The sequence below is a fragment of the Aliirhizobium smilacinae genome, from assembly GCF_006335145.1.
GTDB classification, from domain to species: Bacteria; Pseudomonadota; Alphaproteobacteria; order Rhizobiales; family Rhizobiaceae; genus Neorhizobium; species Neorhizobium smilacinae.
This window is the reverse complement of sequence record NZ_VDMN01000009.1, coordinates 1-16334: the sequence shown is the minus strand read 5'-3', so window position 1 is coordinate 16334 and position 16334 is coordinate 1. Positions and strand designations below refer to the sequence as shown.

Annotated in this window: 14 protein-coding genes; 13 read left to right on the top strand and 1 reads right to left on the bottom strand. The window is 57.8% G+C overall.

What is annotated here, in order from left to right:
- Window positions 1-323 precede the first annotated feature (323 nt).
- From FHP24_RS25815 to FHP24_RS25800, 4 genes are all read left to right on the top strand, one after another.
- Window positions 324-629: a transposase gene (locus FHP24_RS25815; RefSeq protein WP_180356126.1), complete on the top strand. Its 306-nt coding sequence runs from the start codon at window positions 324-326 to the stop codon at window positions 627-629.
- A 537-nt stretch (window positions 630-1166) separates the two neighbouring features.
- Window positions 1167-2699 (top strand): acyl-CoA carboxylase subunit beta, encoded by a 1533-nt coding sequence (locus tag FHP24_RS25810; protein WP_139679132.1) that lies wholly within the window; start codon window positions 1167-1169, stop codon window positions 2697-2699.
- 11 nt (window positions 2700-2710) lie between these two features.
- Complete coding sequence (locus FHP24_RS25805) at window positions 2711-4729, top strand: acetyl-CoA carboxylase biotin carboxylase subunit (RefSeq protein WP_139679131.1); 2019 nt, start codon at window positions 2711-2713, stop codon at window positions 4727-4729.
- Window positions 4726-5340, top strand: a complete 615-nt coding sequence (locus FHP24_RS25800; protein WP_139679130.1) for a 2'-5' RNA ligase family protein — start codon at window positions 4726-4728, stop codon at window positions 5338-5340. The genes FHP24_RS25805 and FHP24_RS25800 overlap by 4 nt, the downstream gene beginning before the upstream one ends.
- Window positions 5341-5977: 637 nt before the next feature.
- Here FHP24_RS25800 and FHP24_RS25795 read toward each other — a convergent pair.
- Window positions 5978-7297: an LLM class flavin-dependent oxidoreductase gene (locus tag FHP24_RS25795; RefSeq protein ID WP_139679129.1), complete on the bottom strand. Its 1320-nt coding sequence runs from the start codon at window positions 7295-7297 to the stop codon at window positions 5978-5980.
- Window positions 7298-7684: 387 nt separating this feature from the next.
- Here FHP24_RS25795 and FHP24_RS25790 point away from each other — a divergent pair, with 387 nt between their 5' ends.
- The 9 genes from FHP24_RS25790 to FHP24_RS25750 all read left to right on the top strand — a co-directional run.
- Window positions 7685-8818 (top strand): ABC transporter substrate-binding protein, encoded by a 1134-nt coding sequence (locus FHP24_RS25790; RefSeq protein ID WP_139679128.1) that lies wholly within the window; start codon window positions 7685-7687, stop codon window positions 8816-8818.
- A gap of 46 nt (window positions 8819-8864) precedes the next feature.
- Window positions 8865-9962, top strand: a complete 1098-nt coding sequence (locus FHP24_RS25785) for a FecCD family ABC transporter permease (protein WP_139679127.1) — start codon at window positions 8865-8867, stop codon at window positions 9960-9962.
- Entirely contained in the window at window positions 9959-10816 is an 858-nt protein-coding gene (locus FHP24_RS25780; RefSeq protein WP_139679126.1) for an ABC transporter ATP-binding protein, read from the top strand. The genes FHP24_RS25785 and FHP24_RS25780 overlap by 4 nt, the downstream gene beginning before the upstream one ends.
- Window positions 10817-10837: 21 nt before the next feature.
- On the top strand, window positions 10838-12157 hold the full coding sequence (locus tag FHP24_RS25775; RefSeq protein WP_139679125.1) for an NtaA/DmoA family FMN-dependent monooxygenase: 1320 nt from the start codon (window positions 10838-10840) through the stop codon (window positions 12155-12157).
- 25 nt (window positions 12158-12182) lie between these two features.
- Window positions 12183-13211 (top strand): ketopantoate reductase family protein, encoded by a 1029-nt coding sequence (locus FHP24_RS25770; protein ID WP_139679124.1) that lies wholly within the window; start codon window positions 12183-12185, stop codon window positions 13209-13211.
- Window positions 13212-13262: 51 nt separating this feature from the next.
- The gene (locus FHP24_RS25765; RefSeq protein ID WP_139679123.1) at window positions 13263-13832 is read left to right on the top strand and encodes a TetR/AcrR family transcriptional regulator; all 570 of its coding nucleotides are present in this window, start codon (window positions 13263-13265) and stop codon (window positions 13830-13832) included.
- Between the two features lie 15 nt (window positions 13833-13847).
- Complete coding sequence (locus FHP24_RS25760; RefSeq protein ID WP_139679122.1) at window positions 13848-14450, top strand: 2-hydroxychromene-2-carboxylate isomerase; 603 nt, start codon at window positions 13848-13850, stop codon at window positions 14448-14450.
- Window positions 14451-14525: 75 nt separating this feature from the next.
- A complete protein-coding gene (sseA, locus tag FHP24_RS25755; RefSeq protein ID WP_139679121.1) occupies window positions 14526-15389 on the top strand; it encodes a 3-mercaptopyruvate sulfurtransferase in 864 nt (287 codons plus the stop codon).
- A partial coding sequence (locus tag FHP24_RS25750) for an FAD-binding oxidoreductase (protein ID WP_139679120.1) occupies window positions 15386-16334 on the top strand: 949 nt, incomplete at its 3' end. The genes sseA and FHP24_RS25750, both read left to right, overlap by 4 nt.

The window sequence follows — 16334 nt, the reverse complement described above, 5'->3', positions numbered from 1 at the left end:
CTGTCGAAGAAAGGAACATTAATTCGACAGATCGTGAGGCAAATCGGCCATAGCCGGAAGCTCGTTCGCGACGTGTTAAGAGGGCAGCGTCTTGACGTGTTCAGAACACGACCCAGCTCTTTGGATAGTTGGCTGCCCTTGCTCAACGGTCGATAGGAGGAAGGTGCGCGAAACGCTTCGGCACTCTGGCGTGAAATGAAGGCGCAGGGTTTCGAAGGGCAGAGTGGCATTGTCGCGCAATGGGCTCAGCGCCGAAGACTTGCAAAAAAGCTGATCAGAGTGGGCTCGCCAGAACGCCTTCGGCACGGGTCATCGCCAGGCTCATGACCACTGCACGCATTGACCTTGCAAAATCCGAGGCGATTCTCGTGGCGGCAATTAAGGTAAACGTTCCCGAACTTGTCGTTGCCCGCACGGCCACCGGCGAGTTCCAGTCCATGATCTGCTCGAAAAGCGCACGGAAGCTCGACGAATGGCTAGAATCTGCAAGAAGCAGTTTGGTCGGATCGTTCGCCAGCTGCGTTTCAAAAGACCTCGATGCTATCAGAAACGCATTCATATCACCTTGGTCAAATGGGCTGACAGAAGGCCAGATCACGCGTCTGAAGCTCATCAAACGCCAAATGTAAAGACGAGCCAGACTCGATATTCTGCAGGCGCAATCAATCGGCGCAACATAGCCGTGACGCGTCAGTAAAACTGCGTCGCCACCATTTTGAGCCGATTGACATCTGGAACATGTAAGTACCTATTTAGGGACGAATAGGAATGAATTTCCTCGATCAAACCGTTGATTTTCTTGATTTTCTTGATTTTCGCGGGACATATTTGCTGAGTTTCCACAAGAACAAAGTATCAACCGGCCGAACGATCACCTTCGTCTGCAATAATACAGAGCGACATTGCGCAACGAGATTAGCCGCGCTTCAAAGCGAATTGCAGACGTCGCCACCAGATGTGTATTTTCATACCTTTATCAATTCGTTATGCAGCTTTGTCGATGTAATCGGACAGACGTGCCAACAGCCGATTTGCGGTTCTTAAACTTTCAGCGAGAAGCATATGGATTGCCTAAGCTCCAGGTTCGGAACCTGAGACCGGCCTTTCCCTCGCTCCGATTTTGCTATCTTTATATTCCTGCATTCGCACATTCTTCGGGAGGAACTATGCGCGCAGTCTTGAACGAGGTCGAAAAGCGCCGCGCGGAGGCGCGGCTGGGTGGCGGGATCAGGCGGATCGAGGCACAGCATGCCAAGGGCAAGCTGACCGCTCGCGAGCGGATCGAAGTGCTGCTTGACGAAGGCTCGTTCGAAGAATTCGACATGTATGTCACCCATCGCGCGGTCGACTTCGGCATGGCGGATCAGAAGGTCGCCGGTGATGGCGTCGTCACCGGCTGGGGCACGATCAACGGTCGCCAGGTCTATGTCTTTTCCCAGGACTTCACCGTGCTCGGCGGCTCGCTGTCCGAGACCCATGCACAAAAAATCTGCAAGATCATGGATATGGCGGTGCGGGTCGGCGCTCCGGTAATCGGCCTCAATGATTCCGGCGGTGCGCGCATTCAGGAAGGCGTCGCCTCGCTTGCCGGTTATGCGGAAGTATTTCGCCGTAATGCCGAGGCTTCCGGCGTCATACCGCAGATCTCGGTCATCATGGGGCCATGTGCCGGCGGTGCCGTCTATTCGCCGGCGATGACCGATTTCATCTTCATGGTGCGGGATTCCTCCTACATGTTCGTCACCGGTCCCGACGTGGTCAAAACGGTGACGAACGAGATCGTCACGGCCGAGGAACTCGGCGGTGCCGCGACGCATACACAAAAATCATCCGTCGCCGACGCCGCATTCGAAGACGACATCGAGGCATTGGAAGCGGTTCGCCAGCTCTTCGATTTCCTGCCGCTCAACAATCGCGACAAGGTGCCGGTCAGGCCCTTTCACGATGACCCGGCACGGGTCGAGATGCGGCTCGACACGCTGGTGCCCGACAGTCCGACAACCCCTTACGACATCAAGGAATTGATCACGACGCTGGCCGACGAGGGCGATTTTTTCGAGATCCAGCAGGCTTTCGCGAAAAACATCATCACCGGATACATCCGCATCGAAGGCCAGACGGTGGGCGTTGTCGCCAACCAGCCGATGGTTCTGGCCGGCTGCCTGGATATCGATTCATCCCGCAAGGCGGCCCGGTTCGTCCGCTTCTGCGATGCCTTTTCCATCCCGATCCTGACCTTGGTCGATGTCCCGGGCTTCCTTCCTGGCGTGGCGCAGGAATATGGCGGCGTCATCAAGCACGGCGCCAAGCTGCTGTTTGCCTATTCGGAAGCAACCGTGCCGATGGTGACGCTGATCACCCGCAAAGCCTATGGCGGCGCTTATGACGTGATGGCCTCAAAACATATCGGTGCCGATATCAATTATGCCTGGCCGACGGCCGAGATCGCTGTGATGGGTGCCAAGGGCGCGACAGAAATTATCTATCGCTCGGAACTTTCCGATCCCGACAAGATCGCCGCCCGCACGAAGGAATACGAGGAGCGTTTCGCCAATCCCTTCGTCGCGGCTGAACGCGGTTTCATCGACGAAGTCATCATGCCGCATTCGTCTCGACGACGTATCGCCCGCGCCTTCGCCTCGCTGCGCAACAAGCAGGTGACGACGCATTGGAAGAAACACGACACGATACCGCTGTAGAGGCCGGCAACATGTTCAAGAAAATCCTCATCGCCAATCGTGGCGAAATCGCCTGCCGGGTTATCAAGACAGCACAGAAGATGGGCATCGCGACGGTTGCCGTCTATTCGGATGCCGACGCGAACGCCCTGCATGTGTCTATGGCTGACGAAGCCGTGCCTATCGGCCCTGCCCCTTCCAACCAGTCCTATATCGTCATCGAAAAGATCCTCGATGCGATCGCCAGAACCGGCGCCGATGCCGTGCATCCTGGCTATGGCTTTCTCTCGGAAAACGCAGCCTTCGCCGCAGCACTGGAGAAGGCTGGTATCACCTTCATCGGTCCGCCGGTGAAAGCCATCGAGGCGATGGGCGACAAGATCACCTCGAAGAAGATCGCGGCAGAAGCGGGCGTCTCGACCGTGCCCGGCCATATGGACCTGATCGAAGATGCCGAGGAAGCGGTAAGGATCTCTTCCTCTATCGGTTATCCTGTCATGATCAAGGCGTCTGCCGGCGGCGGCGGCAAAGGCATGCGCATCGCCTGGAACGATGCGGATGCACGCGAAGGTTTCCAGTCCTCCCGCAACGAGGCGAAAAATTCCTTCGGCGATGACCGCATCTTCATCGAAAAATTCGTCGATCAGCCACGCCATATAGAGATCCAGGTTCTGGGCGATCAGCACGGCACGACGCTTTATCTCGGCGAGCGCGAATGCTCCATCCAGCGCCGCAACCAGAAGGTCATCGAGGAGGCCCCTTCTCCTTTCCTCGACGAGGCGACCCGCAAGGCTATGGGCGAACAGGCGGTCGCGCTCGCGAAAGCCGTCGGCTATTTCTCTGCCGGGACGGTGGAGTTCATCGTCGATGGCAACCGGAATTTCTATTTTCTCGAGATGAACACCCGCCTGCAGGTGGAACATCCGGTAACCGAACTTGTGACCGGGATCGACCTTGTCGAGCAGATGATACGCATCGCGGCCGGTGAAAAGCTCTCCTTTGAACAGAAGGACGTGGTGCTTAGAGGCTGGGCTATCGAAAGCCGGCTCTACGCCGAAGATCCTTACCGCAACTTCCTGCCTTCGATTGGCCGACTTTCCCGCTACCGGCCGCCGGTGGAGGGGCTTCAGGACAGCGGCGCCATCATCCGAAACGATACCGGTGTCTTCGAGGGTGGCGAGATCTCGATGTATTACGATCCGATGATCGCCAAACTCTGCACATGGGCGGATGATAGAACAGCCGCCATCGATGCCATGAGCACGGCACTGGATGCGTTCGAGGTGGAAGGGATCGGCCACAACCTGCCCTTCCTGTCTGCCGTCATGGGGCAAGACCGTTTTCGCTCCGGTGAACTGACAACCGCCTATATTTCCGAAGAGTTTCCTGATGGCTTTTCCGGCGTCCGGCCGGAGGTCGGCGATGCCCGCAAGCTTACGGTCATCGCAGTTCTGGTCAACCAGGCGCTGGAGGAACGCGCAGCCTGGATTTCCGGCACGCTCTCCAAACGACGCCGCGCCGTGGCGAAGGATTGGGTCGTGACGCTTTCGATCGCGGGGCAGCCGGCACTCGACGAGCCGGTTACGCTCGATGCGGCCGCAGACGGTGCATTCGTGCGGTTCAGCGATGCAAATCCTATCTCTGCGGCAACAGGGTGGCTACCGGGCCAAACTCTGGCGGACTTTCATGTCGGTGGCGAGAGCCTGATGGTGAAGGTCGATCGGGTCGGATCGGCAATCCGGCTGCGCTGGCGCGGCATGGATGTTCTGGCGCGGGTGCGCTCACCGCGGATCGCCGAGCTTGCGAGACTGATGCCGATCAAGGCCCCGCCGGATACGTCGAGAATGCTGCTCTGCCCGATGCCGGGCGTCATCACCTCGATCGCCGTTTCTGCCGGCGATCAGGTGGAGGCCGGCCAGACGCTGGCCACCGTCGAGGCGATGAAGATGGAGAACGTGTTGAAGGCGGAAAGACAGGGGGTCGTCAAACACGTCGCCGCCAAACCTGGCCAAAGCCTTGCCGTGGATGAATTGATCATCGAGTTCGAATGATCGCCGAAAAACAAGTACCGATCGGTCTCTATCGGGCCAGACATGGATCAAAAGTGTCACCTGACACGCAGCTAACGGGGTGTCGGGTGACGTTACCGCCTGTGATCATAACCGCTCATGTCGAGCCCGATGATATCGAACCTTTCGATCGCTTCAGAGAGAAGCACTTTCCGCCCGCTCGCAATTTTCTGAAGGCGCATATCACCGTCTTCCACCACCTCCCCGGCAAGCGGCTCGAAGCCGTCCGCGAGCGTGTGTCCGAGACGATGGCGACAAGAACAAGTTTCTTCGCTGCCGTCAGCGGCCTTCAGCATCTGGGAGCGGGCGTCGCGTTCAAGATTGACAGTCCGGACCTCCAGGAACTGAGAGCCGACCTTGTCCGCCGTTTCGGTTCCTGGCCAGGTCCTCAGGATCTTCAGAAGTTCCGGCCCCACATAACGATCCAGAACAAGGTATCGCGGGAGAAGGCCGATCGACTGTTCTCGGAGCTCAAAGCTACGTTCGAGCCACGATCCATTCGCATTACCGGAATTGATCTATGGAGTTATCTGGGAGGCCCATGGCGTCATGAGAGCTTGCTGAAACTAGCCGAGCGGAAATGCCCGCGATAGAAACCGATACGTCAGGCAACCTCGCCGCACCTCTGACTTCAAGCATCACGAGCGCCCTCCTCCGAAACACGTTCTTGGCATCTCGTAAAAAGCTGAGTTTGCGTCGGAACCGTACACCTTACCAAACATTACCTCACAGTTCGCTCCCTCAGCCTATAAGTGTGACGTCCGATGTTTCATCATATGCCCAACACCAGCAACATACTCAGGTTCGGCCATATCGTGCTTATGGACTTCGGTCCGTCATTCTCGATCCTGGTGTCGATTTTCGCAGTGGGAGCCTGGGCTCTTGGGCTGCAATTGGAGAGCACGTTGAACGAAATTCCGGATTATTAAGGCGAGTTGTAACGAAAAACACCTTCGTCAACGGCATCCGGGCAAACGTCTTCAAATGGAAATCTTTCGCGTATTTGAGCCGTTTCTGCGGCTTCCTAGCGCTTGGTAAAGCTAACGTTACTGATCTCACACGCGATGGCATCCGTAACTCGCTCGATCACATCGATGTCGCTGCCGACACCAAGCACTGCGGATATTTACCAAGCAATCGGCGATTGGAAAAAATCCGTATGATCTGGCTTTGCCGATCATACGGATAATGATGGCGCGTCGCAGTGCGTTCATCGCCGAAATATTGCTGTCAGGAGAAAAAACGGTTTTTCGGGCGAGGGAGCCCCAGATGTTCGCGAAGCGTCGTTCCCTCATAATCCTGGCGGAAGAGGCCGCGCTTTTGCAATTCCGGAACAAGCCTCAGCGTTACATCGTCGAGACCTTGCGGAAGAAAAGGAAAGACGACCGTGAACCCGTCCGACGCTCCCTGCGAAAGCCAGGTCTCCATCTCATCAGCGATTGTTTGCGGTGTTCCCACGAAGGCCAGCCCGGCATAACCGCCATAACGCTGTGCAAGCTGGCGAACAGTGAGGTTTTCTTCCTGCGCCAGACGCACGGCCTGAGCGCGTCCCGTCTTGCTGGCATTGGTCTCAGGAATATCCGGCAGCGGCTGATCAGGATCAAAACCCGAGGCGTCGTGTCCGAGCGCAATGGATAGGGAAGCGATCGCGCTGTCGTAATGCACAAGACTGTCGAGTTTGGCCCGTTTGGCTCGCGCCTCCTCGACCGTGTCACCGATGACGATAAGCGCGGCCGGCAGGATTTTGAGATGTTCCGGCTTGCGATTGAACGCCGCCATTCGGCCCTTTATGTCTGTATAGAGCGTTTTTGCAGCAGCAAGATCACGCGGTGAACAGAAGACGAGTTCGGCAGTTTCGGCGGCAAGCTGGCGACCGGGCTCCGATTGCCCTGCCTGCACGATTACCGGCCACCCCTGAACCGGCCGGGCAATGTTGAGCGGGCCGCGCACGCTTAGCTCATCCCCTTTGTGGTCCAGCACATGCATCTTCTCGGCATCGAAAAAGATGCCGCTTTCCTGATCACGGATGAAGGCATCGTCGGCGAAGCTGTCCCACAGGCCAGTCACAACCTCATAAAACTCCCGTGCCCGCGCATAGCGTTCACCGTGCGCGACATGCTCGTCCAGACCGAAGTTGCGGGCGGAATCGGGGTTGGACGTGGTGACTATATTCCACGCCGCGCGTCCGTTGCTGATATGATCCAGCGAGGCGAAACGACGGGCCACATGATACGGCTCATCGAACGTGGTCGAAGCGGTGGCCGCAAGCCCGATTTTCTCCGTGACCGCGGCCAACGCCGACAGCAGCGTAAAGGGCTCGAACGACGTGACCGTATGGCTGCGCACGAGCGCATCGATCGGCATGTTCAGCACCGCCAGATGATCGGCCATGAAAAATGCATCGAACTTTGCCGCCTCAAGCTTGTGGATGAACGACTTGATATGCGGGAAATTGAAATTGGCATCGGGATAAGCACCAGGATAACGCCATGCCCCCGTATGCAGGCTGACGGGACGCATGAAGGCTGTGAGGTGCAGGGATCTTGCCATGGGGTGCGCTCTCAAAAATGTCGACGAGATCTAAGGTAGGTAGCCGCCTGCCCGCTTCTAAGGAAAGGTTTTGCGCTGTTTACCGGAGAACTGAAAAATATACCTGACCTGACATGACTAACGGCATCTCTGAATCGGCGGTCAGATTGCGCAGTCTGCTGCGGCGAGGATCGTCCCACTCACACGTAATCCTCCTGGTCCTTTTTTTGCTCTCAGGCACATGGTCGCGACAAAACGCCATATCGCCAAACTATATTCTACAAAATAGATAGAAAAAGAACGACCAGTCTTTCTTTGCGTCAGTCTATTCCCCTAGGCTTTCCGGCATGCGGTCTCGAACGGCTTTCGTGCGACCCGCCTTCTGCATCTGGCCGTCAGGGGACACCAATGACCAATTCGAACTTCGGATCCAAACTATCCTTCAGCCGCCGTAAGGCACTCGCCATTTCGGGGGCACTGCTTCTCGGCCCCCTGGTGCCCGAGCTGGAATTTACGCCGTCGGCTTTCGCACAGACCGCCGAACAGACGACGATCACGATTACCGATGAACTGGGACGTGAAGTTACGCTGAAGGCGCCGATAAAGGCCGTCTACACAGACCTCTGGTACCAGACCGAGATTGTCCGGGCGATCGGAGCAGGTGATGCAATCGTCGCAATCGACCAGACATCCAATCCGAAGAAGAATGCGGCAAACAAGGACTATTTTGCCAAGTTTGCCGACTTGCCGGATGCGGGCAACTTCAATGGTCCGAATTGGGAGACCATCGCCACATCAGGCGCAGAAGTCTTTTTCACCCGCCGCAATGCCCCTTGGCAGGACGCGATCGAAAAGCTCAAGCCTTTCGGAATCGAGGTCGTCGTCGTCAGCACCTGGGATCCGAAAGTTCTGCGCGCTCAGCTACCCAACCTGGGCAAGATCTTCGGCGCAGAAAAAGGCGCGGCGGATCTTGCTCAGCTTTATGATGACATCGAGAAACTCCTTGCCGAGCGCTTAAATGGCGTCGAGCCCAAGAAGGTCTATTTCGAGAACAATGCCGATTTCGTCACTTCCCTGCCCGGTTCCGGCTGGCACGACACCATCGTGCTGGGTGGCGGCAAGAACATTTTTGGTGACATAACGATCGCCAATACCGGCAGTGCCTCGGTTCATACCTATACCGTCGATCCTGTCGAGATCATCAACCGCAACCCGGACGTCATCATTCACAACGGCGTGGATGGGCAGGCTTCCGGTTACGCTCCCTGGGATCAGGAACTGCTCGCAGAACAGGTGCAGCGGGTGGTCGATCGACCCGGCTGGAACTCGATCAAGGCCGTGCAGGACAAGAACGTCTTCGTCTTCAACAATTTCTTCTTCTCAGCACTTGGAAAGCAGATCGGTGCGCTCGCGGTTGCCAAATGGCTTTATCCGGATCGCCTCGCCGACGTCGATGTCGATGCGTATTTCGGCAGGTGGCTGAAGGCGCAGGGCGTCGAGGCGCGGCCCGTGGCCGAATACGCCTACAAGCTCGGCGACTAAAGCCTCAAGCGGTGACTGCCCCCTCCCAACCATATTGAGAGAAATGATGAGCTCAGTGCATTCTGATCCTTTGCCACCCACCGCTTCACCAGGCGCCCGGCGATCGGACGATCATTATACCAGTCAGAAGCTAGCGATCGGGCTCGGCGTAGCAGCCGTTGTAATAACCGCGCTTGTCGGCATCCAGATCGGCACCTCGGGTGCGACACTGATCGACGTGCTGCAGACGTTCTGGGCGAAGATCACCGGCACGGTTCCAACCGATCGTGCTTCGCTGCTGATGCACAACGTCATATGGGAGTTGCGTCTGCCGCGTGTATTGCTGGCAATCCTCGGCGGCGCGGCGCTTGCCGTCGCCGGGGTACTCTTCCAAGGCCTGCTGCGCAACCCTCTGGTCAGTCCCTACACACTGGGCATCGCCCCGGCGGCTGCCTTCGGTGCCTCGCTCGCTATTGTCCTCTTCGGCGCCACGGCCGGCAGTGCAGCGGTATCTCTGGTTATCGGTGCGCTGCTGTTTTCCTTCCTCAATACGGCTCTGGTGCTTTCGCTGGCCTCCGCCCGCAACCTGCATCCGACAACCCTCATCCTTGTCGGCATCGCGCTTTCGCAGCTCTTCGGTGCACTCACGGCCTGTATTCAGTATTTTGCCGAAGATGAGGTGCTCGCGGCCATCGTGCGCTGGACATGGGGGTCGGTCAACAATTCGGCCTGGTATCAGGTTCTCGCACTTTTTGTGCTTCTGGCACTCGCCTTTCCCTATATCCGCTTCCGCAGCAGTGCGTTGAATGCCATCGCCTTTGCCGGAGACGATTCCGCTAAGAGCCTTGGCGTCGCCGTCTCGACAGTACGGCTACAGACAATCGCGATTGCAGCAACGCTGACCGCCGTGACCATCGCCTTCACCGGTATTATCGGCTTTGTCGGGCTGGTTGCCCCGCATATCGCAAGACTGGTCGTGGGTGCCAATCACCGGTTCCTCATCGCGTTCTCGGCAATCATCGGCGCGCTGCTTCTGGTCGTCGCCGATGCGGTCGGCAGGCTGGTTATCTCACCGGGCGTCATCCCGGTCGGCATTATCGACGCCTTGGTCGGCGCGCCGATCTTCCTCTACCTCATTCTCACTCGACAAAAGGCAATCGAATGACCCTCAAGATTGACTCACTCGAAGTTGGCTATGGCAAAAGACAAGTCGTTAAAGGTGCAAACCTCAAGGTCGAGAAAGGCGAACTCGTCGGCCTTCTCGGATCCAATGGTTCCGGAAAATCGACGCTGATCAAGACCATTGCCGGGATAAACAGCCACACAAAGGGTTCCATCACCTGGAACGGCGGAACGGACCTGACAAAGCTGGCCCGCAGGGACCTTGCCAAGATCGTCGCCTACGTGCCCCAGTCGATCGGCCTCTCCTTCGGCCTGGATATCAGGGAGGCGGTTCTTCTTGGGCGCACACCCTATTTCGGAACGCGACCGCGTGACGAGGACTGGGTGCATGTGGAGGCCGCCATGCAACGGATGGGTCTAGACGAACTCGGCGACCGCTCAGTAACCGAGCTTTCCGGTGGTCAGGGACAGCGTGTGCTGATCGCCCGTGCGCTTGCTCAGGATCCGGAAATCCTGCTTCTCGACGAGCCTACCAGCGCACTCGACATCCGTTACCAGTGGCAGACGCTGGAGGTCGCTCGGGATGTGACGCGGAAGAAAAATGTCGCTGCGGTGATCGCCATCCACGATCTCAATCAGGCTGCCCGTTTCACAGACCGCGTGGTCTTCCTTCAGGACGGGGTGGTGATCGCGGACGGACCGCCGGCAGATGTCTATTCGCCAGAACTGATCAAACGAGTCTATGGCGTCGATGTCGAACTGTCGGTTCACAAGGGTTTCGTGCAGGTCCATCCGCTTTCAGACCGCGAGCATTCTCACTTGGGTCTGCATTCAACAACGTCTGCTCTCGGCCACAATCATCACCCGGTGAAACACCGCGACTACGCAACGGCCTGATACAATTTTGGAGAATACCAAATGACCAACAAGTGGGCAGGTCGCCAAAGTGAGCGCGGCCAAGGATTGGTTCTCGGCCTTTTGCTTGGTGGCACGGGGCAGACCAAGAAAAAGGGGCGAGAGGGGCTGACTGACAACCTCCTCGATATCGACGCCTATATAGAACAGGCGCAGGAGGCGGAGCGCGGCAAGATACACACCATTTTTCTGGCGGATGCGCTCGTTACCAGCGATACGGCGCCGAAACCCGGTTTGGAACCCGTAACGCTTCTGAGTACACTGGCCGCAAAAACCTCTCGTATCGGCCTTATCGGCTCGATATCGACGTCGTTTACTGAACCCTACAATCTCGCCCGACAGGTTCTGTCGCTCGATCACATCTCCAAGGGCCGAGCCGGCTGGAACCTCGTGACATCGTCGGCAGGAGAAAAGAATTTCGGCAAGGCCCTTCCCGCCCATGACGACCGGTATGCAATCGCCGAAGAATTTGCTGGCGTCGTGCAAGCGCTGTGGGAAAGCTGGGAGCCGGATGCGGTGAGCTATGACGACAACGGTCGTCAGGTCGTTGATGCGGGCAAGGTTCATCGAATCGACTGGAACAGCCGGCATTTTTCGGTCCAGGGCCCGCTCAATGTCTCCCGTAGCCCGCAGGACAAACCTATCCTCGCCCAGGCCGGTTCCTCTGCCGAAGGCAGGCAACTCGGCGCTCGGGTGGCAGACGTCATTTTCACCACAGGCCTGACGGAAACAGATCCGTCGATCGAACTCTACCGGGATTTCAAGGCTCGCGCCTCTGCCTATGGGCGCTCACCGGACTCGATCAAGATCCTTCCCGGCGTCGCTCCCGTGATCGGGTCCACCGACGAAGAAGCCAAGCGCTTCTGGCGAAACGTTGTCGACGAAATCGATTTCGAAGAAGGACGCAAGTCACTCGCCAGCCAGTTCGGCGGCGTCGATTTCGAGGGCATCGCTCTTGATGCGGAGATCCCGCTCGACGATCTGCCGCAGACGGCAGACGTACAGGGGCGTCGCTCGCGTTTCGGTGTTTTCCGAAAACTGGTCGAGAGCGGCAAGGTCCGCACCGTGCGTGATCTTATCATCTATCATTCCAGCGGCGCTGGTCACTGGTTTCCGATCGGCTCGGTCGAGAACATAGCCGACCAGTTGCAGGACCGTTACGAACGGGGCGCAACGGATGGCTTCAACTTCCTCGCCTTCACACTTAAATACGAACTCGGACTTTCGGCAGTAACCGATCACCTAATTCCTGAACTGCAGCGGCGAGGTATATTCCACCACGACTACAGGCACGAGACGCTCAGGCAGAACCTGGGCGTCTGAAACGGGACATGACGAGGAAAAAGATATGACGCGCTATGTAATCATCGGGGCCGGTGCGGTCGGCGCAAGCCTTGCTGCACAGTTCCAGTTGTCCGGCATAAATTACGCACTGGTCGGCCGCGGTGCGCAGATCAGCCATATCAGGCAACACGGCCTCGATTATCAGCGGCCGTCAGGAACGCAGCAGATCAATCTGAACGCTTTTGATCTGGCAGAGCCGCCGGAACTGACGTCGGATGATATCCTGCTGCTGACGGTGAAGTCGCAGGATGCGGCCGGCGCCCTTGCCTTCTGGTCATGGCGAAGCCTGTCGGGCACGACAGCTACGGCAGCAGAGATATTGCCGGTGGTGACGTTCCAGAACGGACTTGCGACCGAAACGGCGGCACTCAGGACCTTTGCTCATGTCTATGGCGCGAGCATCCTGACACCCGCCCGGTTTACCGAAACAGGCACGGTCGTAGTGGGGGGAGATCCTGATGTCGGCGTCGTCACGCTAGGGCGTTTTCAACTTGGCCGGGACCAGACGAGCGACAGAATCGTGGCGGACCTCAACCAGGCGGGCTATCTCGCCGAGGCAAGTACCGACATCCGCCGCTGGAAATCGGCAAAGCTCCTCTACAATGTGAAGAACGTGCTGGAACTGTTTGATGGATCAGCCGACTTGAGGACTTCAATTGGCGATGCTCTGGTCGAAGAGGCTCGACGGGCTCTTCAGGCAGCAGGTTACAAGCTCGCATCGCCTTCCGAGCGAACCATCGATGTTTCAAACTGGAAGGTAGCGAAAAACAGCGGCATTCAACCGGGTCAGCAGTCGACATGGCAAAGTTTTAAACGCGGCGCTTCCAGCGAGGTGGATTTTTTGAATGGAGAAATCGTTCTTCTTGGCCGCCTGCACGATATTCCGACGCCATACAACGAGGCTGTGCAGATACTGGCAGGTAGATTGGAGCAGCAACGTGTTTTTTCCGAAGCACTGCCGCTTGACGCGATCCTGGCAATCGTTGACAACTCCCCACACGAGAGACAGACCGGTCTTGCTGCGGCGAGGTGACGGCGGGCTGCCGATCGCGCGATGATGAAACGACAAATTCGAAGCGATGTTATGAGAGAAGCCATACCTGACCAGATTCTCACCGCAGCCGGAGCGCTTTTCTATCGAGAAGGCATCCGCGCGGTGGGGATAGATCGCATCATAGAAGAAGCCAATGTTGCCAAGGCAACGCTTTATCGGCACTTCCCTTCCAAGGATCATCTTGTCGCGGCCTATCTTCAGGCGCGGCACGACCGGGTCATACGATCGCTGCAGGAAGTTGTGGAGGCGGCAATGGTCCCGCGGGACCAGATCAAGCTGATCTTCGAACGCCTGCATGAAAAGGCGGATAGCCCCGAGTTTCGCGGTTGTGCCTTCGCACTGGCCGTCGCGGAGCATGGCGATTCCGAACGTGTCGTATCCGTCGCGCGAACCCATAAATCGATGGTCAGGGATATTTTTGCAGCGATCATGTCCAAAGCGGGTAGCGGATCGCAACAGACAGCAGCGCATCTTTCCCTTCTTTATGAAGGGGCGCTTGCCACCGTGGCTGTCGGGCGTGACCCGAGCGCGGTTCTCGTTGCCCGCGATTGTGCACTTTCCGTCTTCGACACGGCAGTTCTCACAGATCAGTCCTCCTGAAAGCAGCAGCAGATCATGACAAAGACAATCGATTATTTCTTCAGCATCGGCTCGCCCTGGGCCTATATCGGCCTTGAACCATTTGCCGCATTGGCGAGCGCGCACGGCGCTACGATCAGACCGCACGTCATTCCCCTGATCGAAGACAATGGCGGTATTTACTCGCGCAACCGGCCGGAAGCGCGCCGGGCCTATTGGACAAAGGATTTGAAACGGTGGGCCGCGCTCAGAGGCAAGGTGCTGAACTTCGACAACCGCGGGGCACTCTCCGATCCGGCACCGGCCGGGCTTATGGTCATTGCTGCTATCGAGGCCGGCCAGGACTGGCTCAAGCTGACGAAAGCGCTTCAGGAGGCATTCTGGGGGCGCGGAGAAGATATCGGCAATACCGAAATCCGTCGGGCGATAGCCAATGCCGCCGGCTTTGACGCTGCGGCACTCGACAAACTGGCACAAAGTGAAACCATAGAGGCAATTCGCACCTCTAGTTATGAGACTGCCAAGGCCGCCGGCGTCTTCGGACTTCCGACCTTCCGTTACGAAGACGAACTCTATTGGGGCCAGGATAGCCTGCCGTTCTTAGAAAGCCATCTCAAGGGCGACAAACTGGTCGCCTGATTTCCGCGCCAGCTTCAGCACTTGCGGTAACTGCGGTGCGATCTCGCATACCCGCATGTATTTTCGGAGTTACTCATGTCTGTTTCCCTGCCCGGTTCCCTCGTCTCCACCGATTGGCTGGCCGCACATCTCGATCAGCCGGATCTCGTCATTCTCGACGGGTCGTTCAAGCTGCCGGGTGTCACGCCGATTGCAGCCGAGGATTTTGCCACGAGGCACATTCCCAATGCGCGCTTCTTCGATATCGACAAAATTGCCGACCACGAGACATCGCTGCCGCATATGCTCCCCTCGCCTGAAGCTTTCGAACATTATGCCGCTGATCTTGGCATCTCGAACGACAGTGTTGTCGTGGTCTACGACACGCCCGGCTTGATGTCGGCAGGCCGCGTCTGGTGGACATTGCGAACCTTCGGTCATGACAAGGTCGCGGTTCTCGACGGCGGATTGCGAAAATGGCTCGCACAAGGCCGGCCGGTGACTGAGACAGTTGCTACCTTCCCCAAGGGCGTTTTCCAGGCGCGGTTCCATGCTGAGGCGGTGCGCTCGAAAACACAGGTTCTCGACAATATCGAAAGCAGGGCCGAGCAGGTTATCGATGCCCGATCAGCAGCTCGCTTCACAGCGGCAGAAAAAGAAGCGCGCCCTGGTCTTCGCTCCGGCCACATTCCGGGCAGCATCAACCTGCCGTTCAACGCGCTCACCAACCCCGAAACGGGCGAACTGCTGGATGCCAGCAGCATTGCGAAGGCTTTCGAACAAGCCGGCCTGGATCTTTCCAAACCCGTCACGGCAAGCTGTGGATCTGGCGTGACCGCCGCAGCCCTTGCCTTCGGTCTTCACCTCGCAGGCAAGGATGACGTTGCGATCTACGACGGCGCCTGGACCGAATGGGGCCAGCCCGGCGACACGCCGGTTGTGACCGGAGAGGAGAAATGAGCGCGCTTCCGCTTTCCTTGTCCGAAGCGCTGAGCAATCGTTTTGGCGACCGTTATTCGACGTCGCGGGCCCTGCGTGAACAGCATGGCCGTGGCGAATCCCATCACACGCCGGCCATCCCGGATGCGGTCGTTTTTGCTCAGACGACCGAAGACGTTGCGGAGATCGTGCGGCTATGTGCTGCCGAAGGCGTTCCCATCATTGCCTTCGGGGCCGGAACCTCGCTTGAAGGTCATTTGACGGCAGTGCGTGGCGGTGTTTCTATCGACCTTTCGCGCATGTCGGCGATTACACGCATCAGCCCCGAGGATCTCGATTGCACGATCGAGGCGGGCGTTACACGCGAGCAGTTGAACACTCATCTGCGTGACATGGGCCTGTTCTTCCCGATCGATCCGGGCGCAAACGCCTCGATCGGAGGCATGGCATCAACCCGCGCATCCGGCACCAATGCCGTCCGTTACGGCACCATGCGCGAAAATGTGCTGGGTTTGACGGTCGTGCTGCCCAACGGCCAGATTATCCACACCGGCGGGCGGGCGCGCAAATCGTCTGCCGGTTACGATCTGACCCGGCTTTTTGTCGGCTCCGAAGGCACGCTCGGCATCATCACCGAAGTGACCCTGCGACTTTACGGCATTCCGGAGACAATTTCGGCAGCGCTCTGCTCGTTCGAAAGCGTCGAACAGGCCGTTGCGGCCGCCATTCAGGTGGTTCAGCTCGGCATTCCTGTTGCGCGCATGGAACTTATGGACCGCGGCCTGATCAAGGCCGTCAACGCCTATTCCGGCCTGACGCTGAAGATCGAGGATACGCTCGCCTTCGAATTTCACGGCTCACCGGCTGGCGTGCAGGAACAGGTCGAAATGGTCGCCGCAATCGTCGGGGAAAACGGCGGGCGGGATTTCGAATGGGCGAACGCGGCGGAAGAACGAAACCGTCTCT

Excerpts from the sequence above, each read along its gene's own strand:
- FHP24_RS25815 (WP_180356126.1), top strand. The coding sequence starts at position 324 with ATGACCACTGCACGCATTGACCTTGCAAAATCCGAGGCGATTCTCGTG.
- FHP24_RS25810 (WP_139679132.1), top strand. The coding sequence starts at position 1,167 with ATGCGCGCAGTCTTGAACGAGGTCGAAAAGCGCCGCGCGGAGGCGCGG.
- FHP24_RS25805 (WP_139679131.1), top strand. The coding sequence starts at position 2,711 with ATGTTCAAGAAAATCCTCATCGCCAATCGTGGCGAAATCGCCTGCCGG.
- FHP24_RS25800 (WP_139679130.1), top strand. The coding sequence starts at position 4,726 with ATGATCGCCGAAAAACAAGTACCGATCGGTCTCTATCGGGCCAGACAT.
- FHP24_RS25795 (WP_139679129.1), bottom strand. The coding sequence starts at position 7,297 with ATGGCAAGATCCCTGCACCTCACAGCCTTCATGCGTCCCGTCAGCCTG.
- FHP24_RS25790 (WP_139679128.1), top strand. The coding sequence starts at position 7,685 with ATGACCAATTCGAACTTCGGATCCAAACTATCCTTCAGCCGCCGTAAG.
- FHP24_RS25785 (WP_139679127.1), top strand. The coding sequence starts at position 8,865 with ATGAGCTCAGTGCATTCTGATCCTTTGCCACCCACCGCTTCACCAGGC.
- FHP24_RS25780 (WP_139679126.1), top strand. The coding sequence starts at position 9,959 with ATGACCCTCAAGATTGACTCACTCGAAGTTGGCTATGGCAAAAGACAA.
- FHP24_RS25775 (WP_139679125.1), top strand. The coding sequence starts at position 10,838 with ATGACCAACAAGTGGGCAGGTCGCCAAAGTGAGCGCGGCCAAGGATTG.
- FHP24_RS25770 (WP_139679124.1), top strand. The coding sequence starts at position 12,183 with ATGACGCGCTATGTAATCATCGGGGCCGGTGCGGTCGGCGCAAGCCTT.
- FHP24_RS25765 (WP_139679123.1), top strand. The coding sequence starts at position 13,263 with ATGAGAGAAGCCATACCTGACCAGATTCTCACCGCAGCCGGAGCGCTT.
- FHP24_RS25760 (WP_139679122.1), top strand. The coding sequence starts at position 13,848 with ATGACAAAGACAATCGATTATTTCTTCAGCATCGGCTCGCCCTGGGCC.
- sseA (WP_139679121.1), top strand. The coding sequence starts at position 14,526 with ATGTCTGTTTCCCTGCCCGGTTCCCTCGTCTCCACCGATTGGCTGGCC.